Raw genomic sequence first — 26,241 nt, 5'->3', positions numbered from 1 at the left:
TTAAAGCTCTGCCAAAATTGCGGTAATGTTGTCTAAATCGTCCTGGCTCCACTGGCTCCACTTAAACTCGGCAAAGTCAGAAGGAGTGGAGCCGCCGGCGTCGGGGGACTGACAGTATTGAATTAGCGATCGCAGCGATTCTATAAAGCCCGTTGCTAAATTTTCAATGCTTTCTCGTCGGTGAATGTTTTCGCTGTACGTCCAATCTAATTGCAGCTTGTTGCTGGTAATAAATCCGTTAATTTCCAGCAGGTAACGCCTATTTCCGCGCGGGCTGCGAATGGGGCCACTAGGCTCGGAGGACAGCATCAACAAAGAAGATTTCGGCAGCACTTGGTCAAACTGTCCGAGATAGTTAAAGCTTACCTCAGCGTGCGGCAATTTGTGCAAATTTTTAGCACTTTCTGGGTTTAAATATCGTTGGACACCGCAGCCAATACCGCGATTTGGCACTGCGCGTAACTGCTCTTTCACTGATTTGATGGCATCCCCTAGATCGGAATGTTTTTCTGAATTTAACAGGACGGGGAAAATTGCTGTAAACCAGCCGATTGTGCGCGACAAATCTACTCCATCAAATATATCTTCGCGCCCGTGACCTTCTAAGTCAAGTAAAAGAGAGTTATTGCCTGTCCAGCGTTCAAATGCTTGAGCTAAAGCAGTTAGCAATACATCATTAATTTGAGTGCGGTAAGCGGCAGGTACTTCTTGCAGGAGCAGTTTTGTTTCTTCAACACTCAAAGCAACGGATACCGTCTTTTCAGATGCAACTAAATTGGCTGCTGTGGGAAAATCTATGGGCAAGCGAGAAGTTGGTTGGTGAGAAAGGGCGAACCAGTAATCGAACTCTGCTTGCAATTCGGGCGATCGCGCCCACTCCTGCAAACGTTCTGCCCACTGCTTAAATGAGGCTGTTTTGGGCGGCAGCGCGACTGTTTCGCCGCGGCTAATCTGCCCATAAGCTGTCTGGAAATCCTCAATTAAAATTCGCCACGAAACCCCATCAACCGCTAAGTGATGAATAACCAATAACAAGCGATTTGGCTGATGTTTGCCCCAGTCAAATAGGGCAGCGCGAAGTAATGGCCCCTCTGACAAATTCAAACTAACTTGCAACTGAGTGGCGGCGGTTTGGAAAGCGGCTTCTCGTTCCTTTGGAGGTAGCGACGACAAATCAATGCAGGTAAACGGAGCAACCTCGTCGGGATTGGCGAGCTCCTGCAGCCAGCCAGATTCTCCTCGCGCAAAACGCAGGCGCAGCGCGTCGTGGTGCTTCAGCAATTCTTGCAAAACTGCCTCAATTAATGCAGGTTCGAGAGGTTGCTGCAACTCTAAAAGCACCGCCTGATTCCAGTGGTGCGGATCGGAGAGATTTTGCTCGAAAAACCAGTGCTGAATCGGTGTCAGAGGAACTTCGCCAGTGATTAATCCCTGTTCCGATTGTTGAATCCCAGTTGTATCGGCGACGGTGGCTAACTGTGCAATAGTTTGGTGCTGAAACAGTTGTTTTGGTGTAAGTCGCAACCCGGCTCGATTGGCTTGAGAAATTACTTGAATGCTGAGGATAGAATCGCCGCCCAATTCAAAGAAATTGTCGTCTATTCCCACTTGTTCTAACCCCAATACTTGCGCCCAAATTTCTGCCAGGATTTTCTCAATAGCCGTGCTTGGCGCGGCGAATGCCTCTTCGAGTTCTGGGCGATCGCGATCCGGTGCAGGTAGTGCCTTGCGATCGACTTTGCCGTTGGGAGTTAGAGGCAGCGATTCCAGCATCACGAACACAGCAGGCACCATGTATTCCGGCAATTTTTCTTTCAGAAAGCAGCGCAGTTCGTGAATCAGTATTGAATGCTTATTTTGTGCTGCTGAGTTAGCAATGATATAAGCTACCAAGCGCTTATCGCCCGGTACATCTTCTCGCACTACAACCACAGCCTGGGCGACATCTGGATGCTGTCCTAGCGCTGCTTCAATTTCTCCTAATTCGATGCGGAAACCGCGCACTTTTACTTGGTGGTCAATTCGTCCCAAGTATTCAATATCGCCGTTTGGCAGATAGCGAGCTAAGTCTCCCGATTTGTACAACCGCGCTTTCAAACTGTCATTAAAGGGGTTTGGAATAAACCGATCGGCCGTTAATTCTGGCTGATTGAGATAGCCCCGCGCGACGCCAGCACCACCAACGTAAATTTCCCCAGGGATGCCGATCGGAACGGGTTGGGAGTTGCGATCGAGCAGGTAAACTTGCAAGTCAGGAATTGGACGGCCAATAAGGCTGGCATTTTTACTTAAATCAGCGGCAGTCAGCGGCCGATAGGTGACGTGGACAGTTGTTTCTGTAATGCCATACATATTGACCAGTTGGGGGTGCCGATCGCCGTGCCGATCGAACCAAGGTTTTAAGCTTTGCAAGTCTAAAGCTTCCCCGCCAAAAATTACTAAGCGCAGGCTTAAATCTTCGTCAATTCCGGCAAATTCTTCTGTCTTTATCAACTGGTAAAATGCCGAAGGAGTTTGGTTGAGAACTGTGACTCGTTCTTTGCATAGCAAGCTGTAAAAATCTTGGGGCGATCGGCTGACTGAATAAGGTACGATCGCGAGTCGCCCGCCGTAGAGTAAAGCGCCCCAAATTTCCCAGACTGAGAAGTCAAAGGCATAAGAGTGAAACAGCGTCCACACATCTTGCTCGTTGAAGTTGTACCGCGACTGGGTAGCAGCAAACAGGCGGACGACGTTTGAGTGAGGAACTAAAACGCCTTTGGGGATGCCAGTGGAGCCAGAAGTGTAGATGATATAGGCGAGATTTTCGGCAGTGGTGCCGCTGGCGGGATTTTCTTTGCTGTTTTGGGAGAAAGCACTTTTATCCCCATCGAGGCAAACGATTTTGGCGCTGCATTTGGGAAGGGTTTGCAACAACTTTTCCTCAGTCAGCAGCACATTTACCTGCGCGTCTTCGAGTATAAAAGCAAGGCGATCGCGCGGGTTGGCTGGATCGAGCGGAACATAAGCGCCCCCAGCTTTGAGAATACCGAGAATGCCGATAATTGTATCGAGCGATCGCTCAACACAAATTCCCACCAATACTTCGGGCTTGACGCCGAGTTTTTGCAGGTAATGCGCGAGTTGATTCGCTCGTTCATTCAGCTCGCGGTAGGTGAGTTTTTGGTCTTCAAATACGACTGCAATCGCATCGGGAATTCGCTCCACCTGCGCTTCAAATAATTGATGAATGCAGCGATCGCTCGAATAATCGGCGCGGGTGTCATTCCACTCTACTAATAACTGATGCCGCTCTTTTTCCCCCAGCAACGGTAGTTCTTCAATCCGCCGATCTGGGTTGGCAGCTATGCCCTCCAGCAACGCGAGAAAATGCCCCGCCATCCGCCTAATAGTGACCGCATCAAATAAATCCGTACTGTATTCAAGCTGACCGCTAATTTCTTCCTGCTTTTCTTCTAAATACAGCGTTAAGTCAACTTTTGCTGTCTGATTCTCAACATCTAAAAGAGTGAGATTGAGTCCGGCTATTGATTCCGCAGCAACAGGTGGAGTTTGCAAAACAAAAGCAACTTGGAACAGTGGATTGTAGCTCAAATTTCTATCGGGTTGCAACTCTTCAACCAGTTTCTCAAACGGCAAATCCTGGTGAGCGTAAGCTTCTAAACTCACCTCCCGAATGCGATCGAGCAACTCCCGAAAAGTGGGAGCGCCTGACAAATCAGTTCGCAATACCAAAGTATTGACAAAAAACCCGATTAGCCCTTGAATTTCCGCTCGGTTGCGGTTGGCGATGGGAGAGCCAACGGGGATATCTGCCTGTCCTGTATAGCGATAGAGCAACGTTTTAAAGGCTGCTAGCAGCATCATAAACAGGGTGACATTTTCCTGGCGGCTGAGCTTTTTGAGGGCTGACCTTAGCGTTTTCGGGATGAGAAATGATTCTTTCCCGCCCCGATAGGTTTGCACCGGGGGACGGGGGCGATCGGCTGGCAATTCCAGCAAGGGGGGAGCGCCACTAAGCTGCTTTTTCCAGTAGTTAAGTTGAGTTTGCAAGCGTGAAGCGAAGCTATCCCGCAGGGAATCGCCCGCAAGCCATTCCCGCTGCCAAATAGCAAAATCGGCGTACTGTATGGAAAGTTCGGGAAGTGGGGATGGTTTGCCAATCGAAAACGCTTCGTAAAGTGCTGCTAGTTCTTGCAGAAAGACTCCGATTGACCAGCCATCAAAAATAATGTGATGCAGCGTCAACAGCAAGACATATTCCTCAGCATCTAACTGTAGCAAACTAGCTCGCAACAGCGGCCCTTTGGTTAAATCAAAAGGTTTATTAGCTTCTGCTGCAGCCAGTTGTTTTACTTTTTCTTCTCGCTCACTTTCCGACAATTTTTGCAAGTCTAAAACTTGCAGCCCGAAATTAAATTGTTGACGAACTACCTGCACGGGTTGACCGTCTACAGTGGCAAATGTCGTCCGCAAAGCTTCGTGACGGCGCACAATTTCCTTGAAACTTCGTTCTAGCACTACTACATTTAGCCTGCCTTTTAGTAACACAGCCGCCGGAAGGTTGTAAAAAGGGTTTCCCGGTTCCAATTGATCGATAAACCACAGTCTTTGCTGGGCAAAAGAGGTGGGAAATGCAAATACTTCTTCTTCGGAAGCATTCGCCAAGTCGCGAGTATCTGTTGGAGGTTTTTCGGAAAAATGCACCGTCATTGGATTAGTAACTGGTAATTGGTAATTGGGATTGCCGCCGATATTTGGGGATTGGTTATGAGTTATGGGCTGCAATCCCATGACTCATAACTGATTTGTGCTTAGCGCAAAGAGGACAATTTCATGCGGTACGCCGATCGCGAAACAGGCGCGATCGCGGGTTCTTCAACTGTCGCGTTTTTACTTTTTGCTTCAGCAATCTTTTCTGCAAGTACGGCTAGCGATCGCCCTGCAAAAATATCGCACAAAGGCAATTCTAGCTGACAATCTTCTCGTACCTTTGCAGCTAATTGAATTGCCAGCAGCGAATTTCCTCCTAGTTCAAAAAAGTTATCGGTAATGCTTAACTCTTCAATGCCGAGAACCACACAACAAATTCTCGCTAACATTGCCTCAATAGGAGTGCGCGGTGCGACAAAAATCTTTGTTTCTGGAATTGCGGCATCCGGTTTGGGTAGAGCCTTGCGGTTAACTTTGCCGTTCGCCGAAAGCGGCAGCGCGTCCAGAATTATAAATGCAGAAGGCACCATATAATCCGGCAGCTTTTCACTCAAAAATTGGCGCAATTCTTCAACCGCAGGGGCAGCATTTTGTTGTGGAACTATATATGCTACTAAGCGTTTTTGACTGTGATTTTCTCCGAATGCGGTGACAATTGATGCTTTGACTGCTGGGTGCTCGTTCAAAGCAGCTTCAATTTCTCCTGCTTCGATGCGGAATCCTCGAATTTTAAGGCGGAAATCTTCTCGCCCTAAAAATTCGATATTGCCGTCAGGGAGGAAGCGCCCTAAATCTCCCGTTCGGTAGAGGCGATCGCCCGTGACGGGGTGAGTGAGGAAGCTGGCGCGAGTTTTTTCTTCATTCCGCCAGTATCCTTTTGTCAGTCCAACCCCCGCGCAGCACATTTCCCCTGGCACCCAGACGGGGCAGTCTTCGAGCCTTTCATTCAAAATGTAGTAGCGGGTGTTCGCGATCGGCGATCCGTAGGGAATGCTTTTCCAAGAAGAATCAACAGTTTCTACCGGATACCAGATGTTCCAGAGAGTGGTTTCGGTTGGCCCGCCAACGCTGACAACGCGACATTCTTTGACGATCGCCCTTAACCTCTGGGGGAGCGTTATCGGTATCCAATCTCCGCCGAGAAACGCCCAGCGCAAGCACTCTGGCAACACCTCAGAACGTCCGGCAGCGTAATCGAGCAGCATTTCCATCATCGGCGGAACCGAGTTCCAAATGGTGACGCGCTCTTTTACCATCAATTGCGCCCAGTGAGCGGGGTCTAGCCGTTGTGCGGCATCGGGAATGACGATCGCGCCCCCGGCCGCTAGGATGCCGAAGATATCGTAAACCGACATATCGTGGTGCAGTGCGGTGACTGCGATCGCGCGATCGCACTCGGCCACATTAAACACTTGGTTGGTCTGAGCGATCGCATTGACTGCACCGCGGTGCGCGATCGCCACGCCTTTCGGCAAGCCAGTTGAGCCGGAAGTATAAATCACATAAGCTAAATCTTCCGGTTCCTGCACCGACTCCAAAGCTTCGCTGCTTTCGGCAGCCAATTCGTCGGTATCGAGACAAATTCGCCGCACATTTTCCGGCCATTCCAAGCGCTGATTTAATTGAGAATGCGTCAAAACAATCTCAACTTCGCCATTTTCCAGCAAATACCGCAGCCGCTCTTTTGGTAGGGCCGCATCTACGGGCAAATAAGCTGCCCCGGATGCGAGAATGCCCAGCACAGCGACGATTTGCTCCCATCCTTTTTCCATGACGACGGCAACCAACTGGTTAGGGCGAGCTCCCAGCTTCCGCAATCGGTGAGCGACTTGATTCGATCGCAGATAGAGTTCCTCGTAGGTGAGGGTGCGATCGCGCGTAATGATGGCGGGTTCGTGCGATCGCGACGCGGCTTTCTCAGCAAACAATTCGTGCAGCAATACATCGGGAATGGGTGCCTCAATGCTGTTAGTAAGGGCTTGCTGAAACTGCACCCTTTTCTGCCAAGTTTCCTCTTCATTGGCGAGGCGTTGCAACAGGCGACAGTAGGCCTCAAACATATCGCCAATCATCCCTGGCGGGAAGAGTTCTTCCACCGCATCCCAGCTAAAAGAAAGCCCGTCTGCAGTTTCGGTAAATTGCGCGTCGATCCAAACTTGCGGCGTTTGACCGATAATATGAACCAGTTCTCCCAATTCTTGAATGAGAGAAAAGATAGAAGTATCTTCCCCTGGCGCGTTTTGCGGATCGATCGTAAACACAACTGGCATCAGCGCAGCGGTTGTACCTTGCGCTTGAGCGAGTTCTCGCAAAACGCGCACGCCGCTGACGTACTGGTGCTCTAAATCTTGCCAAAGTTGTTCTTGCAGTCGCTTGGCTCGTACTTCAAAACTTTCTGGCTTTGAATTGTCTATTTCTAGCAGAGTAAATGAGGCAAATTCTCCGATAATTTCCTCAACTTGAGGATGGAGGGGAAGGCGATTAAAGCGAGGCACGTTGAGGGTAAACCGAGGCGTTTTGCTCCACAGGGAAAGAACTTCGGCATAGGCGGCGAGCAATAAACCCGTAGGAGTGAGGCTGGCGCGAGCTGTGCGCGTTTTGAGGCGCTGCCAGGTTGGCAAGTCTAGGCGATCGCTCCAGCGTTTAAATCGCGGCTGCGTTAAGGAATTCGGCTGTTTGGCTAGGGGCAATTCCGGCGCTGGTGGCAGGGTTTTGAGGCGATTGCGCCAGTAATCTAAGGATTGCTGGTAAAATGGGGAGTTTTCTAAGGCGATCGCAGCTAATACGCAATCGCGGAAAGACAGTTGCAAGGGCGCGATCGCACTATTGGGATTGCGGTAAAACTGCACCAAATCGCCAAACAAAATTTGAAAACTCCAGCCGTCTATGCACAAGGCGTCAATGCTGATGTGGAGCCGGATGCGGCGATCGCTTATTTGCGAAGCGCAAATCTCGAACAGCGGCCAGCGATCTAGCGGCAGCACTTGGTGAGAAAGGCGATCGCGAATTGCTTCGAGTTTTTCACCCGCAACCTCTGAACCGAGCGATCGCAAATCCAAAACCTCAATTTTATAAGCGGGTACGTTTTCCAGAATTTGCTGCTGTCCGTTCGGCAGTACGATCGCCCGCAGCATATCGTGACGCTCTACAACTCGCTGCCACGCGAGGCTAAACCGCTCTAAATCTAACTCGTCGCTCTCAATTTCTACATAGCCGTGAATGGCAACATTGCCCATTTCAAAAAAGCTATTTCTCCCGATCCAGTACGCCTGCTGCATTTCATTGAGCGGAAATGGTTGGTAGCGATTTTGAGGATCGGGGGCGATCGCGGGCAGTGAAATCAGGGGTTCGGGCGACTGCTGGCTCTTAGCTTGTGCGATCGCAACTGCCAGACTGGCGACAGTAGGGGATTGAAACAAGCAGCGCAATGATAGCTCGACTTGAAAGCGATCGCGCACCTTGGCAATCAGTTGAGTTGCCAGCAAAGAGTGACCTCCCAACTCGAAGAAATTGTCATTGATTCCCACCTGTTTTAAACCCAGAACCTCCGCCCAAATCTCCGCTAATACTTGTTCTTCTAAAGTTTCAGGAGCAATAAAATCGGCGTCTGACTTGTTGGTTTCCGGTGCGGGAAGTGCCTTAAAATCTACCTTGCCGTTTGGCGTTAATGGCATCGCTTCTAAAAACATGAAACTGGCAGGCACCATATAATCGGGCAGTTGTTCCCGGAGGAAAGAACGCAGATTTTTAATCAATGCCGAGTGCGTAGGGGCGGTGCCCCCGTGCCCGCCCGCAACTGCTGAATTTAAAACGAGGTAAGCAATTAAGCGCTTTTCGCCTGAATCTTCCTCACGCGCGAGAATGACTGCTTCTTGCACGTCTGGATGTTGGCTGAGTGCGGATTCAATTTCTCCTAACTCAATGCGGAAACCGCGAATTTTCACTTGGCGATCTGTGCGATCGAGAAATTCTAAGTTGCCGTCGGGAAGATACCGGACTAAATCGCCTGTTTTGTAAAGGCGATCGCCTTGTTTGCTGCTAAAAATATCGGGAATAAATTTTTCTCGATTCAGATCCGAACGGTTGATATATCCTCTCGCAACCCCCGCACCTCCGATATATAGTTCGCCGGGAATTCCGATGGGAACGGGTTGCAAATTAGCATCGAGTACATAGGTGCGGGCATTTGGAATTGGGCGTCCAATTGGTAGCGATTTTGGGGAGTTTTTAACCGCAGAGGGCGCAGAGGGCGCAGAGGGGAGAGAAGAGGAGGAGGAAGAGGGGAGAGTGTCGCACCACGTGGCGACAATGGTTGTTTCTGTGGGGCCGTAAGTATTGACTAGCCGGACTTTTTCTGATACGCATTTTTGCCACTGATTCAGGGATGCTGAAAGTGCGGTTTCTCCGCCAATAATTGTCAAGCGCACTGACGGGGGAAATTCGGATTTTTCGGCGCTGAGTCTGGCTGTTAATTCGCGCCAGTAAGCTGTCGGCAAATCCAATACGGTGATTTGCCATTCCCGGCATTTTTGCAGGAAGGAAGAAATGCTGTCTAACATGGAATTTCCGCGCAGTACCAAAGTGGCACCTCGCGTTAAACAGGGATAGATTTCTTCGGCGCTGGCGTCGAAGCTGAGGGAAGCAAATTGGAGAATGCGATCGCCTGGTTCGATGCCATATTCTACACTTGCAGCCTGTGTATAATTTGCCAAAGATTGATGCTGCACCATCACTCCTTTTGGCTGGCCGGTAGACCCCGATGTATAGATGATATAAGCGAGGTTTTCTGGCGAAACGGCGCTATCAGGATTTGACTGATTTTGTTGATAAATTATCTCCCATTCTGCATCCAAGCAAATCGCGGAAATATTGGGGACTAGCAAGTCGGCGGCTAATTTTGCTTGCGTTAACAATACGCGAACTCCAGCGTCTTCTAACATGAAATTAAGACGTTCTTTGGCATAGTTCGGATCGAGGGGCAAATAAGCGCCGCCTGCTTTTAATACGCCTAAAATTCCGACGATCGCATCGAGCGATCGCTCCATATAAACGCCGACTATCGCATCGGGTTTTACGCCGAAGGAGTGCAAGTAATGGGCAAGTTGATTCCCGCGATTATTTAATTCTTGGTAGGTCAAACTTTGGCATTCAAATCGCACCGCAACCGCATCAGGCGTTTTCGCAGCCTGCGCTTCAAACAAACGGTGAACGCACTCATTTTGGGAGTAATTTACCCCAGTATTATTCCACTCAAATAGAAGTTGTTGGCGTTCTGTTTCTGCAAGCAGCGGTAAATCTGATAGACGCGCGGAGGGATTCGCAACGATGCCTTCTAATAAGTTCTGAAAGTGCCTCGCCATTCGCGCGATCGTAGCCGCTTCAAATAAGTCTAGGCTGTACTCAAACCAGCCTCTAATAGCTGTTGCTGTTGCTTCTAATTCCAGGGTTAAATCGAAATTTGCTGTGCCGCTGTGAATCTGTTGGCAGTTCAAGCTTAAATCCGGCAATTCTAAGGCGAATTCAGAGGCATTTTGAAAGGCAAACATCACCTGAAATAACGGCGAGTGACTTAAATCTCGATTCGGCTGCAATTCTTCTACCAACTTCTCAAACGGTACATCTTGATGCGCGTAAGCACCTAATGCAACCTCTCGCACTCGATTCAGCAACTCTCGAAAAGTTGGATTTCCATTTAAGTCAGTTCGCAGGACTAAAGTATTGACAAAAAATCCAATTAATGATTCGGTTTCGCTGCTGTTGCGGCTGGCAATTGGTGAACCGACGAGGATATCTTCTTGCCCCGTGTAGCGGTAAAGCAGTGTTTTGAATGCTGCCAGCAATGTCATAAAGAAAGTAGTTTTTTCGCGGCGACTCAATTGCCTGATTGCCTCGGTTAAGTGCTCTGGCAATTCAAATAATTGCCTACCTCCCTTGTAACTTTGAACGGCGGGACGAGAAAAGTCTGTTGGTAAATTTAGAACCGCTGCGCTGCCACTTAACTGCTGCTTCCAGTAAGTAAGTTGAGTTTCTAATATTTCTCCCTGCATTTGTTGGCGCTGACAAGTTGCAAAGTCTGCATACTGAATTGGCAGCGGTGGAAGTGAAGCTAAATTTTTATTAGACAATCCTTCATAAAATGCAGCTAGTTCTCGTAAAAATATGCCCAATGACCAGCCATCAAAAATGATATGGTGGGCGGATAAAAGCAGAGTATGTTCTGTTTGCGATAGGCGCAGGAGTTGGGCACGGAGCAGATGTGGTTGAGTTAAATCAAAGGGCAATTTTGCTGCTTCAGCAGACAGTTTTTGCGCTGCTTTCTCGCGTTCCTCCGGGGAGCGATCGCTCAAATCAATCAGCGGTAATGGGAAACTTTTCGCCTCAAAAATAACTTGTATCTGTTCTTTCTCAGCACCCGCAAACGCAGTTCTTAAAATCTCGTGCCGATCGATAATTTTCTCAATACTTTGTCTGAGTGCTTCTGCATTGAGTTGTCCTGTAATCCGAACCGCACCGCAGAGGTTATAGAAGGGGTTTCCGGGTTCCAATTGGTCGAAGAACCACAAGCGCTCTTGGGCAAAAGACAGGGGAAGATGCTGTGAGCGAGAAACTGGCCCAATGACTACTGCTTTGGTATTTCCTGTCAGTTGCTCTAAAATTTGCACTGCCAGTTGAGCAATGCTCCGATCCTCAAACAAATCGGCAACCGATACAGTAACGCCCAAGTCGCTCTCTATCTGATTTTTTAACTCAAAAATTCTTAAAGAATCTAGTCCAAAGCTACTGAGAGGTCGATCGATAATATCTTGTGTTTTCCCGCTGCCACTGAAGTGGATTGAAGATTCCTCTTCAGTCGGCTTTAGCCGACTTTGGCTATTAGCCGGGGAATTCATTCCCCGGCGGTTTACCTGCTGCCAAAGGTAAGCCTCAAGCAGCGGCTGCCGTTCTTCTAACTCTGCTGTCAGCAGAATTTCTCGCGTGAGTTGATTGTCGATTTCCACCGAATCAGCTAACTCTAAAACGCTACTGGCGACAACTTCCAAATTGTCAGCTATAAAGTCAGCATAGGCGGCGCGACGTTGAATTTTACCGCTAGTGGTTTTCGGAATGCTTCCGGGCTTAATCAGCACTACTCCATAAACTTGCACTTCATATTCTTGAGCAATGCTGGAGCGGATGGCGCTGATAATTTCCTCGGCATTATCCGGCGCTTTGCGAGATTGTAATTCTGGCACGATAACGAGCTGTTCTTCGCCTGCGACTTCCACCGAGAATGCCGCGATCGCCCCCTGGCGCAAACTGGGATGGCTGCGTTCTACTGTTCTTTCTATATCTTGGGGGTAAAGATTGCGACCTCGGATGATAATCAAATCTTTGAGTCGCCCTGTAATAAACAGTTCTCCGTCTCGTAAAAAGCCTAAATCTCCTGTTCGTAAAAATGGCCCTTCGCTGGTATCTGAAAGATATGCTTGAAAGGTTTTTTCTGTCTCTTCTGGGCGATTCCAATAGCCTCGCGCAACTGTTTCGCCAGCTACCCAAATTTCTCCGACTTCCTGCGGCTGGCATTGCGTCAGAGATTCGGGATTGACGATCGCAACTTTAGTGCCAAATTCAGGGAAACCGCAGCCGACTAAAGTTCTCGCGTCCCCCTCGCCTTCGCCAACTTCTACAATGTGATTATTTTCCAGCGCCCCAGCGTCAACAGGTAAGAAAGTCGGTGTTTCCCCGCTGCGAACCGTGGCAATTTTTAGCGTAGTTTCTGCCATTCCGTAAGCAGGACAAAAGGCATCCGCGTGAAAACCGCAGGGTTCAAAAGCTTGGGTAAATCTCTCTAGGGTTTCTTTGTGGATGGGTTCTGCGCCGTTATAGGCCACGCGCCAACTACTCAAGTCGAGCATTTTTTGGCCATCGCCCAAGATTTTGCTGCTTTTGCTGGCGCACAAGTCGTAAGCAAAATTTGGCCCGCCGCTGTGGGTAGCTTTGTAGCGCGAAATCGCTTCCAACCAGCACATCGGGTTCTGAATAAACGCCGCTGGCGGCATGGAGTAAGAGGGAATTCCCAGATACAAAGGTTTGAGCAATCCGTCAATTAACCCCATGTCGTGAAAGGGGGGAAGCCACGTTACCGCAACGCTTTCGGAATCGTGCTCAAAGCCTCGGTGAATGTATTCGATGTTGTACAAAACGTTGGCGTGGCTCACCATTACGCCTTTGGGGGTGGAGGTTGAGCCGGAAGTGTACTGCAGGTAAGCCACGGAGTCGGGATGGATGGGTGGCTGCTGCCACTTTTCGCCGTCATCGGCAAGCGCCTCTGCTGTCAGCCAGTGCAGCCGTTTGAGTTCCGGCGCTTGCTCGCATAGCTGCTCTAAATTTTCCAGGTGTCGCGCGGGAGCGATCGCAACTGTTGCTCCTGCGTCTTTGGCGATCGCACTAATTTTCGCTAAATTCCGTTTCAGCTTCGGCGGATAGAGGGGAACTGCGATAACTTTGGCGTACAAGCATCCAAAAAAGGCGGCGAGATAGTCCAATCCGGGTGGGAAAAGCAGTAAGGCTCGTTCGCCAGTGACTCCCAATGTTTGAAGTCGCGCGGCGTGCGATCGGGCGATCGCATCTAACTCTCGATAAGTCAAACTCGCGGTTTCAGTTTTTCCGTCTAACAGAAATGTATATTTCTGCTCTGGTTGGTGTAATGCTCTGTTTTTTAGAAGTTCTACTAAATTGGTACAACTTTCGGTGAGTTGGTTTCCCTTAATGTTTGCGTCACTCATCGATTCTTTTTACCTATAAATCTTGTTTGCAGTACGCCAACCAGTTCCGCCAAATTCTTTCCACATAGACGTTCTGTGGACAGTTTTCGGGCGTTACGAGTCTCCCATCAGCGTGTTTGAGTCTTCAATCCGGGTATTAGCGCTTGTTTTCACGTTTTGTTGTCGATCGCGCTGTTCGGCAATGGCTCCGGGGCGATTTCAGTCCGCGCCAGCTTCGATATCAGCTTCAGGGGCTTTACGGCTATCGACTTTAAGCATAGTAGGCTAGATGATATTTATTGTCAAGAGTAGTTGAGATAATTTATTGACTCCTATCATTGCCTATATGACAATCTTTTCTAACTTTTGCCATAGCATTTTAGGCGATCGTTTGTCTAGCCCTCACAATAAACCATAATAGGCAAGTGGTGTACAAGCAGACCGAGGGGTCACACCCCCTATATTAAAATGCAACAAGTTTTCATTAGTTAACTCTTGACAGATGCAAGTGCTCTGTTATCTAATTAAGGCACTTTCTCATTAAGCGTCGAGCGACTACTTCCTTTAACCGAGGAAGGTGCCAACCGTGGGCGATCGTCCAGAGCGCCACCGGACTGAGGAGTTCGCCCTCACGCGCCTGCTGTATTCCCAGACAAATGCCACTAGCGACGGGAGAATCGGATCGAACTGCGCCCGACAACTGGGCCGGATCTTCCGCAGGTCAGTTTCAGGAGCCAGAGAAGAGCAGCAACGCTGCCACAAATCATGTTGTGCAAGCAACGCAAACCACATATCCGAAGTTCCATTAATTGTTGATTTAAGAGTAATGAACAGATCGCAGAAATTATTAAGTAGCCTTGGGCTGGCAGGAGTCGTGTCGGCGGTAGTCGCTCAGTCGGCGTGCGCTTCCAACATCGCGCAAGTGACGGCAGTTCGCCTCAACCCCACCTCAGAAGGCATTGAAATCATCCTAGACACTGAAGATGGAAGACCCCTGCAAGTCTTCACCACCACCTTTGGCGAAACTTTACAAATTGATGCCATCACCGCTCAACTGCGACTACCGGGGGGAAATGAGTTTCGTCAAGACAAACCGGCTGCCGGAATTGCTTCTGTCACCGTTACTCCTTTAGATAACAACAGCATCCGAATCAGAGTCATTGGCGAGAGGGGTCAACCAGTGGCACGGGTGATTCCTAACGCTGCGGGTCTGATTCTCAGCTTAAAACCCACCTCGGAGATGACGGCTCGCCCGCCTGCACCGGCTCCTACAACACAGCGGCCGGGGACACCCGCAGCACCCTTGCCATCGACAGGGCAGCAGGTAGAGATACCCGCAGAACCTTTGCCACCGACAGCGCAGCCGCCAGGGACGCCCGGAGCACCCTTACCACCTACAGCGCAGCCGCCAGGAACGCCCGGAGAACCCTTACCGCCGACAGCGCAGCCGCCAGGGACGCCCGGAGAACCCTTACCGCCTACAGCGCAGCCACCTGGGACGCCCGGAGAACCCTTACCGCCGACAGCGCAGCCACCTGGCACGCCACAGGTGGGGAGATCCCCGATTGAAATCGTCGTCACTGCAACACGAACCTCACAAAGAGTGACGAACGTGCCACGCTCTATAACGGTGGTAGACTCAGAAGAAATTCAGCGGGACACAGGGCCATCGAGAAATGTCGGGGAAGCTCTGGCAAATCAGGTTCCCGGTTTCGCGCCCCCGACTCAAACTACTACCACTTATGGACAAACTTTGCGGGGTCGCGACGTTTCCGTTCTGATTGACGGCGTGCCACAAACGACCAATCTTCAATCTTTTGGCAGAGAATTCAGAAACATCGATCCCAGCGCGATCGAGCGTGTTGAAGTAGTGCGGGGGTCTACCGCAATCTACGGCGCTCAGGCTACAGGTGGCGTGATTAATATTATTACTCGTCGCCCAACTGAGGAAAGGCTAACTGCTGTTACTGAAGTGGGCGTCAGTAGCCCTTTAACAAACACAAGAGATGCTTTAGGCTTTAACGCTCAGCAGACGATTTCTGGCCGAAGTGGCAATTTCGATATGACCGGCACTGTCTCGCTCTCTAGAAGTGGAGCTTTTTACGATGCCAAAGGCGATCGCATTCCCTTGTTTGAAATCGGCGGAGATAGCAGCACGCTCTTCAACGTGATGGGCAAAGTCGGGGTAGATTTGGACACCAACCAGCGGCTGCAACTAACGGTCAATCACTATCGCGAAACCCAAGATCCCAATGTAATTTCAGACTCTAGTGTTGACGACCAGGAAGGACGGCAAAAAGCCCGCGCCATCCGAACCGGAGATTTGGATATTGACGGGGAAACACCGGGAAATAAAAGTACACAGCTCAACCTAAGTTACACCAACCAAAACCTTTTTGGCAGCAGCCTTCAAAGTCAAATCTACTATCGAACGAATTCCAATGTAGGTGTTCCTTTAGATTACCGCACGTCCGAGTTCTTTGGGCCGTTTGTCGGTGTTACTCGTTCGCGAGCCGAGAACGAACAGATAGGAGGTAGACTGGCGATCACCACTCCTTTATCCCGTGCCGAAAATCTTCGATTAACTTGGGGTTCTGACTATATTACTGAAGATAGCAGACAGCGTTTCGACCTGTACGACCCGGAGAGATTTGACGCAAGTGGCCGCCGGGTTTACCGGAAAATCTCCGAGCGTCCTTTCGTCCCTCCTTACACTTTCAACAGCCTTGGCTTTTTCGGTCAAATGGAATGGAATATTGACGATATCGTCATTTTAAGTGGTGGGATACGTCACGAACGCCTCGGGTTAAACGTCAATGATTATACGACTTTTAATGAGCGCCAGATCGAAGGAGGCGATCGCAAATTTAACGCCACCCTATTTAATACAGGGGCTGTCTATAAAATTAATGACACCTTCAACATATTTGGCAACTTTTCTCAAGGTTTCTCAGTTCCAGATTTCGGCCGCATCCTCCGCCAACCCCCCGAGGATTTTGTCGGAATTGAATCTTCGTTAGAAGTAACTCAACCGCAAAAAGTCAACAGCTACGAAATTGGCATTCGAGGAGGGTGGCAATCCGTGCAAATGTCGCTTGCCGCTTTTTACAATACCTCGGATCTAGGAGTCCGTTTTGAACCAGTTGGCAACACAGGCCGCCTGGAACTACAGCGCGCCCCAGAACGCATTTACGGCTTAGAAGGAACTGTGGATTGGCAACCTGGACGAACCTGGTCGATCGGCGGGACTGCTACTTATATTCAAGGCAAATATGAGGAGGAAAACCGTTACATCGCCCTCGATAGCAGCCGAATTCCACCGCTCAAGCTAACAGCTTATGTTCAAAACGAAACTTTGCCGGGATGGAACAATCGGTTACAGTTATTATATTCTGGAAATCGCGATCAAGCCTTCAAAGACGGCTCGGATGGCGGCCCGATTAGCAGCTATCTCACACTGGATTACGTCAGCGCGGTTAAAATTGGATCGGGGCTGCTACAAGTCAAAGTCGAGAATTTATTGAATAATCAATATTTTCCCGTGATCTCCCAATACTCCGCTGGATTTGGATTGGACAGCTCTAATTATGCAGGGAGAGGTTTGACTCTCAGTGTTAATTACCGCCTTAACTGGTAATTACAGCAGATTGCAGGTTTATGAGGTAGATTCAATATCCCCGTAGGGACACTCCAAGAACCCATTGGTGTCAATTTAAGCTGTTAGTCTGCTAGTCCTCGCGCCCACCGGCTAGTCCGCCAGGGGTTTCAACCCCTGTCTAATAGCTAAAGTCCTATTGCATAGGACTAATGAGTTGAGAAGTGTTTTTCTCAGTCCTCATAGCGAGGAATTTAGCTTTGAGACAGGGAATTCATTCCCTGTCGGATTATCGGTTTTACCTTAATGAGAACAGTTAACGGCTTTGAGAAAAATTTCGAGATGAAGTTCCGCAAACTCGCATTCAAACTGCACTTGTATTTGGGGTTGGTGGTAGGAATATTTCTAGCAGTAATTGCTTTAACGGGCAGCTTGCTGGTTTTCAGTCCCGAAATCGAGCGGTTCTTCAATCCCCAACTCCTGCAAGTAATTCCTCAAGCCGAACGGATACCGCTGGAAAATGTCCTGCAAATTGTCGAAAAAGCTTATCCCAAAAATCAAGCTCTTAGTATCTTGCTGCCCCGATCGGCGAAGGATATTTGCCAAGTTTCAATGCTGTCAAAGAGTGAGGAAATAGTTAGCGTTTATGTCAATCCTTACAGTGGAAAAATTACGGGTGGACGCCTTTGGAAAGAAACTTTTACAGGTTTTATTTTTACGTTACACGCGGAATTAGCGGGAGGAGAATTCGGTCATCTTGTGGTCGGTATTTGCGGTCTAGTAATGCTAGGACTAACTTTTAGTGGCTTGGTATTGTGGACGGGTTGGCGCAATTTGGCTCGCGGATTTTCTATTAATTGGAAAGCTCACTGGCAGCGGACTGTATTTGATTTACATAACGTTTCGGGCATTGTATCGGTTGCTTTTCTCATACTCATCTCTGCTACAGGGACAGCGATAATTTTTTACGCCCCGGTTGAATCGACTCTGTATTGGCTAACCAATGAAAAGCCACAGCCAGCATTGACTTCTCATCCCCACTCTAGCAGTTCGATGCAAAACCTTGACGAAATCTTACACCAAGTTAATACCGTTTGGCCGGAAGCTAAAACCACTTTTATTTCTCTGCCTTTGAAGCCTGAAGCAACTTTTAAAGTACGGAAAAAATTTCCCAATGATCCGCACCCAAACGGGATTAGCACCATTTATCTCGACCAATATAGTGGCAAAATATTACAGGCTGACAGTGTAAATTCAGCTTCTGTAGCAAATCGAATTCTCAACTCGCTTTATCCGCTACATATTGGCAGCTATGGCGGAATTTACTTGCGACTTGTACACGCGATCGCAGGATTAGCAGCGATCGTACTGTTTATGACGGGCGTACTGATGTGGCGGCAGCGGCATTTGGCGAAATTTTACAGAAAGGAGGCGAGACAGCAATATGAAAAATTATCGCCACTTAGCCAGCAATGGCCTTGGTTTTAATGAGAGCGGCCTGCGGTTTGATGCGGGTGTGATATCAAATCTGTTAGCATCGGAATTATTCCTATCTCTCCTCTCTTAATCTGCGTGAATCTGCGTCAATCCCTTGTCATCTGCGGTTAATAAATTATCTTTTTTTTTACCGCAGATGATGGCAGATTAACACAGATTAACGCAGATGAATCCAATCGAGTCCGGTTGCACCATCCCTCGGAAATTGTTTACTGTTGACTGGATTTGACTATTTCGAGGCAACCGGAATTGATATGATTATCCTGCCTAAAAAACCAGATCCTCTGAATTTTAAATCCTATCAATCGCTTCTTTAATGCAAAAATTTATTCAACTCTGGCTCGGACAAACTGCTTCGATGATTGGCAGCGCTATGTCTGGGTTTGCGCTGACTATTTGGATTTGGGAGTCCACCAGTCAAGCGACGGCTTTGGCTTTGTTGATGTTTTTTACTCAATTGCCGCGCATCTTGCTTGCTCCGGTTGCTGGCATTCTCGTCGATCGCTGGAATCGAAAATTTTTAATGGCGATCGGCGATGCGGTTTCAGCTTTGTTAACGCTCGCTATCCTATTACTTTATATCAGCCAAAACCTGCAAATATGGCATATATATGTAGCGGCTGCGGTTAACGGAATTTTTGACCAAATTCAGCAGTTAGCTTACTCAGCAGCGATCGCCACAATGATGCCAGAAAAGCATTACAGCCGCGCTAGCAGTTTAAGTTTTTTGGCAAATTATGGCGCGAGTATTATTGCTCCGACGCTGGCGGGAATTCTCTATTCTGCGATCGGGCCCGGCGGAATTTTTACGATCGACCTGGCAACATTTACAATCGCGATCGGCACCCTAGTATGTGTCAAAATACCCCAGCCCGCGATCGTCCCCAATCCGCAGCCGACTCGCCCCCACCTATTGCAAGAACTCAGCTTCGGATTCCGCTACATCGTCCAGCGTCCCAGCCTGCTTGCCTTGCTGGTATCGGTTTCTCTATTCTGGTTCGCTCACGACATCGGCGCAGCCCTCTACTCACCGATGATACTGGCACGCACTGGCAACAATGCCAGAATCCTAGGTACTATCCTTTCCGCCGCCGGCGCCGGCGGCGTTCTAGGAGCATCGATCGTCAGTATTTGGGGCGGTCCCAAACGCCGAATCCGGGGCTTTCTGCTCGGCATGGCAGGCGCGGGCTTGAGTAAAATAGTCTTTGCTTTCGGTCAGGCCCTTTCCATCTGGATTCCCGCTCAATTTTGTTCGTCTTTCAATTTCCCCATCCTCGGCAGTTCCAACGAGGCAATCTGGCTGGCGAAAGTCGCACCAGAGGTACAGGGCCGCGTTTTTGCTACCAGAGCAGTGATCGTGCAATTGGCGTCAGCGATCGGTTTATTGATCGCAGGCCCACTTGCCGATCGCGTCTTTGAACCCGCCATGCAACCGGGAGGTTTTTTAGCAGCTATTTTTGGCCCAATTATCGGGACAGGTGCCGGTGCTGGCATGGCTTTGTTATACGCTATCTCCGCACTGGGCTTATTCCTCGTTGCAGTCGGTGGGTATGCTTGCCGACAGCTACGCGATGCGTAAAGGGGACACGGAGAGAGGTCTTTTAACTTCTTCCTGACATCCGTTATATTGTTTCCGGTTGCATCGAAATCATAAAATCGAGTCAACCGTTAACACTCAACCATTCAGTTTTTCGACCCGCCCGTCAACAGTCAACAGTCAACAGTCAACAGTCAACAATCACGGACGGTGCAACCGGAATTGATATTACATCCGTTACATCCGTTACATCCGTTACAGAATCCGTTGCCGAACTTCCTTCTGCTATAGTTTCTGGCGCGAACTCAGGTGAGCTTCAATTTCCGATCGCGATCGCCATACAGGGCGCAATTCCTTGCGAGCAAATAGCTGCAACTGATCGCCGGCGTGGGGCGAACCAGGTTGAGTGGCGTTGCCGTAACTGTTTAGCGCCATCGCTTTGACCGGATTCGAGAACTCAATCGCAGCGACAAAAGAATCGCCCGCCACCGCTTGAAAGCGATCGTCTTTCCCAGGAGCGAACCATACTGAGCGAAATACACCCAAAGCACCGTCGGCTCCATTTGCAGGCAGATTCGCCTCCCCAGGCAATCGGAAGACTTCCCCCCATGCGACATCTAACGCCCCATAAGTTACCTCAACTTTGGTTGCTGTCGCTTCCAGCACCCGCACCGCCTCCGCAGGATTTGCCAAACCGTCTGGCGTCGTTAGCGGCGCATCTTCGCTCCAAGGTTTAGCGAATAACTTATCGGCATCCATCGCTTGTTTCCAAAAGGCAAACAGCACCGCACCGCGACTGTCAGCATCGACTTTCCGATCCCAAGTGGCGAGAACTTCCGCAGCGCGGCGCGCTTTTTCACTGCCTTGGCGTGCGGCGGGAATTAAATCATCGAGGAGGCGATCGGCGAGTTCTACCTGAGTAGAATGTTTGTATTGCATCAATTCATCGAAAGAGATTTTTTCATCTTCTAAGAGCATTTTTGCCGATCGCTGCGATCGCAAGTCCATCGGGCCGCGCGGTGCCATGTAGGCGGGATAATTATCGGGTGCGATCGCGCTGGGAAACGTCGTTGTCCAAGGCGGATCGTTAGTATTTTGCAACCAACCGCTGGGCGGAGCGACAACGCGCGGCAAATCCGCATAGGGATGATTTTTGCTCCACAAAGTCTCTGACGTATTGCCTGCGATCGTGCCTGACCAGTATTTAAAATCTCCTTTTTTGCGGATAGGGACTTGACCGTTAAACAAGTGCATGATATGCCCCTCACGATCGGCATACATAACGGTAAACATGGGAATTTCCAAGCGCTTTAAAGCGGCTTCAAATTCAGAAAAATTCTTGGATCGTGCCATATCCCACCATTGCTGAAGGGCTGCTGGTTTATCGAGCCCGACAACGCGCAGGGCGATCGCTTTGCCCTGTTTTTCTGTGACAATCGGCCCGTGAACAGAACGCCGCACTACTAGAGATTCCGATCGCAAATTTCCATTCTTTTCTTTGACTTTTAAAACCTTCTCTTCTCTGTCAAATTTTCGGACTTCGCCATCAAAGCGATAGCCATCGTTAGCGAGGGGCAATTCATAAGCATCCCAGCCATCGTGAGTGTTGACAGTATGAGTCCATCCCAAGTTGTCATTAAAGGCGATCGTTAATACAGGAAATCCGACGAGAGTCGCTCCATAAGCGTTAATTTCTGGGCCCACCAGTTGCGCTTCGTACCATAAATATAAATCCGACCAAGGAAGGTGAGGATTTGCCAATAGCATGGCATTGCCGCTTTCAGAACGCGAAGGAGCGATCGCCCAACCATTAGAGCCTTTGGGGGTATCATTTTCAGCGATATCTTCAACGCGCTCTGGCTCGACTATAAAAGTAAAATTGATGACACGTTGCGCGTGTGCCAATACATCTACCGATTTTAGAGGCAATGCTACCTTTAATTCTTCGGTGAGCGCCTCTGGGTGTTCTTTGGCATAGGCATTCATTCCGCCAACAAAAGCATCGAGATAGTTGCGAAAAATGGGATTTTGTGATTCATACCACGCATTAGCGCGATTAGGAATTCCCATAGTTTGCACCCAGCGATCGGATTCCAGATAATCTTCGCCCCAAAACTCGGCAGCTTGCCCGCGAGCTTGCCCGTAAAGACGCAAAATCAGATTACCATGACTTTGCATCTGCGCCCACCCAAAAGCGTAGAAAAGGCTTTTACTATTCTCTCCATAAATATGTGGAATTCCATAGGTATCCCAAAGAATTTGATTGCCGATTTCAGGCGTGGCTTGAGTCCCATTATTCAGGAGCAAAACTAAAATAAAACTCATTAATAACGAGACAATCCGCCGGCCTTGTTTTTTTAGTTGTAGAAACACTGAAAATTAATTCGCTAGGGTTAAACTGAGACATTGCAGCCTTTTCAACAAACTGCACGAACACAACGCCGAGGATTTAAATCCTTTTTATGGAGAACAAGGGAGAAAATTATACCTAATTAGATGCCCAAAAAGCTAACCTATCTGCGTCCATCTGCGTCCATCTGCGGTTAAAAAAATACCACCTCTTCGAGAACTCCAGAAAATCCGAAAAAACACCCTGTATAAATCGGATGTGAAATTAAAAGCCCTCCCCTAACCTCACCAAATTGAAAAGCGCTATAAAACGCCGGTGTGTCGGCCCTAAAGCGCATTAATTAATGTCATTGGTGAGGAGGGGGTAAACAAGAAGGGCGAGATAGGTTATAAGGTTATTTTTTAATTTGACCTTGTTGCCAATTTCCTTCTACTTTCGTTCCATCTGCATAAATGTAGGAACCTTGCCCGTGTTTCTGGCCGTTGAGGAATTCACCTTGATAGCGATCGCCATTGGCGTAAATGCAAGTACCTTTGCCGTTAAACTGACCATCGGTAAATTCGCCTTCGCAGCGATCGCCATTCTTAAAAACGTAAACTCCTTTCCCGCTCATCTTACCCTTGACAAAAGTGCCTTTATAGCTATCTCCATTGGCGAACTCACGGACACCTTCACCACTAAATTCTCCATTGTCAAACGGCCCTTGATAACGTCCCCCTTCTTTAAAAGTAAACAACCCCTGACCTTGAATGTTGCCCTTCACAAACTCTCCTTCATAGCGGTTGCCGTTCGGATATTCGCGAACCCCTTTACCGTGAAACTGCCCTTCACTAAATTGCCCCTCATAACGACCTCCTTCAGCAAAGGTATAAATTCCCGCCCCGTGAGGTAGATTATTCAGCAACTCTCCTTCGTAGCGGTTCTTATTAGCATATTGACACACACCTTTGCCGTTAACTTTTCCTTCTTTAATATCTCCTTCGCAACGAGTGCCATTACTGAACGTAAAAGCCCCGCGACCGCTGGGAGAACCATTGGTAAAAGAGCCTTCGTAACGAATGCCGTTAGTTGAGGTAAAAGTTCCTGTACCGTCGAACTCACCGTTTTTAAAAGTGCCTTCGTAGCGGTTGCCGTTAGCAAATTCGCGGACACCTTGACCGTTGAATTCACCATCGGCAAATTCTCCTTGGTATCGACCTTCTTCTTTAAAGGTATAGATGCCTTGACCGTGAGGTTTGCCGTTGAGAAATTGGCCTTCGTAGCGATCGCCGTTGGCATATTGACAGGTGCCGGGGCCGCTAAGTTTTCCCTCACTCAATTCTCCCTCGCAACGTCCGCCATCGGGTAAAGTAATTACTCCTGCCATTGCGCTGTGAGGGTTGGCAAACAACAAAGCCATTCCCAAGTTGGAACCCAGTAATAGAGCGAGTCCAACTCGCTGAAGTTTACTTAATATTGCTGACGACATTCCCACATTCATAATTCACAAAAAATTCAACTTTTAACTTTGCTATTCCTTGGACGGTTCTATAGAATTCCCAGCCAAATTGCTAGAGTTTCAAAAAAATCCCTACTTATCGAGCTGGAAGGTAATGGATGCTCTTTCTCCTTTAATGCCACTCTCTGATGAGGCAAGTTTCCATTTTTCTACTGCTTTAATCACTGCGCGATTCAAGTCGTTGTATTTGCTAGGAGTCGAAATCTTGATGTTGAATGGCTTACCGTTGGGGTCAATGTCAAACACGACTTCCACTTCGCCTTGCCGCCCTTCTTCTCTGGCTGCGCTCGGATATTCAGGTCTACCGCAGCTAATGCAAGTGTCGGGAAGCCGGCCGGAAGAGCCCGAAGGACTCCCCCCTCTTCCCGGATTTGTCGGTTTTGGCACTGGCCCGGAACCGCTGCCAAATGGCCCTGACGAACCTCCGCCAGCATTTCCACCTCCACCGGGTGATGAGTTCGACGCACTTCCTCCAGGGCTACCAGAGGAGGGGAGGTTTCCTACATCTCCGATCCCATTTCCAGAATTGCCGCCACCTCCTGGCCTGGTGGCCGTGACTGGCGAGCCAGCCGCAGGCCTTCGGGGCGATCGCCCCGAACCAGCCGCAAATGGCTCATCAGAAGGTATGTCGCCATTTTTGCTGGCACCGGATGGTGAGTTCGGCGCACTTCCTCCGGGGCTACCAGAGGAGGAAGGGTTTGTGAGATCCCCGATCGCATTTCCAGAGTTACTACCGCCTCCTGGCCTAGTAGCTGTGACTGGTGAGCCAGCCGCGGGCGATCGCTGTATGGGCCCGGAAGAAGGATTTAATGGCTCTGAGGAAGGTTCCCCGCTACCCGCCGAAGCAGGCGGCTGGTTTTCAGGGCTGTCTGAGGAGTTGGGATTTCCAGCATCTTTTGTAATATCTCGGTCACTCCCAGCACCATTGGGGCGGGAGGCGGTAACGGGTGGTTCGCTTTTTGGAGGATCGGGCGAAGGGGTTTCGGGTTCCTTGGCGATCGGGGTTTTAGGAGTTTCTGGGGAATTAAAATCCTGTTGAGGTGGGGGGGAAGGCTCCAGAGGAGTTGGTGGCGGAGTTTCCGCTAAGGGCGGCTCTTTCTTAATCTCTGGCGGCGGCGTTGCCGCTACCGGTGGCTCCTCTGGCATCGGCGGTGGCGTTGCCGCTACGGGTGGCTCCTCTGGAATCGGCGGTGGCGTTACCGCTACGGGTGGCTCCTCTGGAATCGGCGGGGGCGTTGCAGCTACGGGTGGCTCCTCTGGAATCGGCGGGGGCGTTGCAGCTACCGGTGACTCCTCTGGGGGAGCTGGCTCTGGTGGCGGTTCTGGTTTGAAAGTGTCAGGCGGGGGAGATACCTTTTCTGGAATAGTCGGCTCTGGCTCGGTTTCCTCTACTTTAGGCTCCTCAAGCATAACAACTTCAATGGGCTCCTCTGCAAATTCAGCAGGTTTGACCAAGTTGAGGCTCAACGGCAGCGCGACACCGTGCAGGAAGGCTGAGCCTAACAGACTGAGCGCCAGAACTTTTTTGAGAGCTTCTTCTTGTTGTTCTCTTTGCGTCGCCGAAATATTTGAAAAACTCATGCCTTATCAATCTCCTTGATGGATGGGTTGGCAACGTCCTCGCTGGCTCCCCCACATAACCCGAAACAAGCTACCAAGTGTCGGTTGAGCTTGCTATCAATGATGAACCTACCCATCCTATAAGAAGACTGTCACCCTGTTCAAGACTCTTGCAATTAATTTTCATTATTTTATTTTGATGTAGCGAGTAGACGCTACCAATCAGCATTTCCTTTGGGTGCGCCTACCTTGCTCTTATGGGCGCTGTCAATCTTCTGATTCTGGCAGGGCAAGGTTCCAAAATGCCTTAACTGCAATACTCTACCCCGTAATCTACCAACAAATTTCAACATTCTCAAGCTTTTCAGAGAACATTTTACATAAGTCAGGATGATTATTTTGCTTATCTTAAATAGTTAAATATTATGTAAAAGTGTGGATGATGGCTTGACAAACACTGATATTTGTGGAAACCTAGTTGAGAATCTTTTAAATTATTGAAGATTATTGTCAAGTCCTAACGCAAATCTTTAGCAAGCAGGCACTGGGAGAAAAATCGGTCGAGATCACAGTAGAAGCATTTTGGGTAAAGACGAAGATAGTCACATACAGGTAATGCGTTTGTGCGATCGCGATCGCGCTTGCGATCGCGCTTGAGTGAAAAAATTTGCAGCCTGAATCACTTGTGCCGACTTGACGCAGAAATTCTACCAGCTTTCGATCGGGCTAATTGCACCATTAGGCAGC

Annotated in this window: 8 protein-coding genes; 3 read left to right on the top strand and 5 right to left on the bottom strand. The window is 49.2% G+C overall.

Annotated features, from left to right (window positions below; all coding sequences use genetic code 11):
- Positions 1 to 4,713: an amino acid adenylation domain-containing protein gene (locus QUB06_RS06705; protein WP_445251361.1), complete on the bottom strand. Its 4,713-nt coding sequence runs from the start codon at positions 4,711 to 4,713 to the stop codon at positions 1 to 3.
- Between the two features lie 101 nt (positions 4,714 to 4,814).
- Positions 4,815 to 13,478 carry an amino acid adenylation domain-containing protein gene (locus tag QUB06_RS06700; protein ID WP_333434629.1) on the bottom strand — a complete coding sequence of 2,888 codons (8,664 nt, stop codon included), beginning with the start codon at positions 13,476 to 13,478 and terminating at the stop codon, positions 4,815 to 4,817.
- Between the two features lie 565 nt (positions 13,479 to 14,043).
- Between QUB06_RS06700 and QUB06_RS06695 the strand changes: the two genes are divergently transcribed.
- From QUB06_RS06695 to QUB06_RS06685, 3 genes are all read left to right on the top strand, one after another.
- Positions 14,044 to 17,094 (top strand): TonB-dependent receptor domain-containing protein, encoded by a 3,051-nt coding sequence (locus QUB06_RS06695; RefSeq protein WP_333434628.1) that lies wholly within the window; start codon positions 14,044 to 14,046, stop codon positions 17,092 to 17,094.
- Between the two features lie 264 nt (positions 17,095 to 17,358).
- Positions 17,359 to 18,540, top strand: coding sequence for a PepSY-associated TM helix domain-containing protein (locus tag QUB06_RS06690; RefSeq protein ID WP_333434627.1), 1,182 nt, complete (start codon positions 17,359 to 17,361; stop codon positions 18,538 to 18,540).
- A 325-nt stretch (positions 18,541 to 18,865) separates the two neighbouring features.
- Positions 18,866 to 20,128, top strand: coding sequence for an MFS transporter (locus QUB06_RS06685; protein WP_333434626.1), 1,263 nt, complete (start codon positions 18,866 to 18,868; stop codon positions 20,126 to 20,128).
- A gap of 243 nt (positions 20,129 to 20,371) precedes the next feature.
- Here QUB06_RS06685 and QUB06_RS06680 read toward each other — a convergent pair whose 3' ends face one another.
- From QUB06_RS06680 to QUB06_RS06670, 3 genes are all read right to left on the bottom strand, one after another.
- On the bottom strand, positions 20,372 to 22,459 hold the full coding sequence (locus QUB06_RS06680; protein WP_333434625.1) for an acylase: 2,088 nt from the start codon (positions 22,457 to 22,459) through the stop codon (positions 20,372 to 20,374).
- Positions 22,460 to 22,830: 371 nt separating this feature from the next.
- Positions 22,831 to 23,904 carry a hypothetical protein gene (locus QUB06_RS06675; RefSeq protein ID WP_333434624.1) on the bottom strand — a complete coding sequence of 358 codons (1,074 nt, stop codon included), beginning with the start codon at positions 23,902 to 23,904 and terminating at the stop codon, positions 22,831 to 22,833.
- A 102-nt stretch (positions 23,905 to 24,006) separates the two neighbouring features.
- Positions 24,007 to 25,515, bottom strand: a complete 1,509-nt coding sequence (locus QUB06_RS06670) for a TonB family protein (RefSeq protein ID WP_333434623.1) — start codon at positions 25,513 to 25,515, stop codon at positions 24,007 to 24,009.
- Positions 25,516 to 26,241 lie beyond the last annotated feature (726 nt).

The sequence above is a fragment of the Microcoleus sp. D2_18a_D3 genome (assembly GCF_036702455.1).
Classification (GTDB): domain Bacteria; phylum Cyanobacteriota; class Cyanobacteriia; order Cyanobacteriales; family Microcoleaceae; genus Microcoleus.
Note: the sequence above shows the minus strand (reverse complement) of the source record. Positions and strands in the feature narration are given on the sequence as shown.

Bases quoted from the DNA above. Each gene is read 5' to 3' on its own strand.
- QUB06_RS06690 (WP_333434627.1), top strand. From the start codon at position 17,359: ATGAGAACAGTTAACGGCTTTGAGAAAAATTTCGAGATGAAGTTCCGC.
- QUB06_RS06685 (WP_333434626.1), top strand. From the start codon at position 18,866: ATGCAAAAATTTATTCAACTCTGGCTCGGACAAACTGCTTCGATGATT.
- QUB06_RS06700 (WP_333434629.1), bottom strand. From the start codon at position 13,478: ATGAGTGACGCAAACATTAAGGGAAACCAACTCACCGAAAGTTGTACC.
- QUB06_RS06705 (WP_445251361.1), bottom strand. From the start codon at position 4,713: ATGACGGTGCATTTTTCCGAAAAACCTCCAACAGATACTCGCGACTTG.
- QUB06_RS06670 (WP_333434623.1), bottom strand. From the start codon at position 25,515: ATGAGTTTTTCAAATATTTCGGCGACGCAAAGAGAACAACAAGAAGAA.
- QUB06_RS06675 (WP_333434624.1), bottom strand. From the start codon at position 23,904: ATGTCGTCAGCAATATTAAGTAAACTTCAGCGAGTTGGACTCGCTCTA.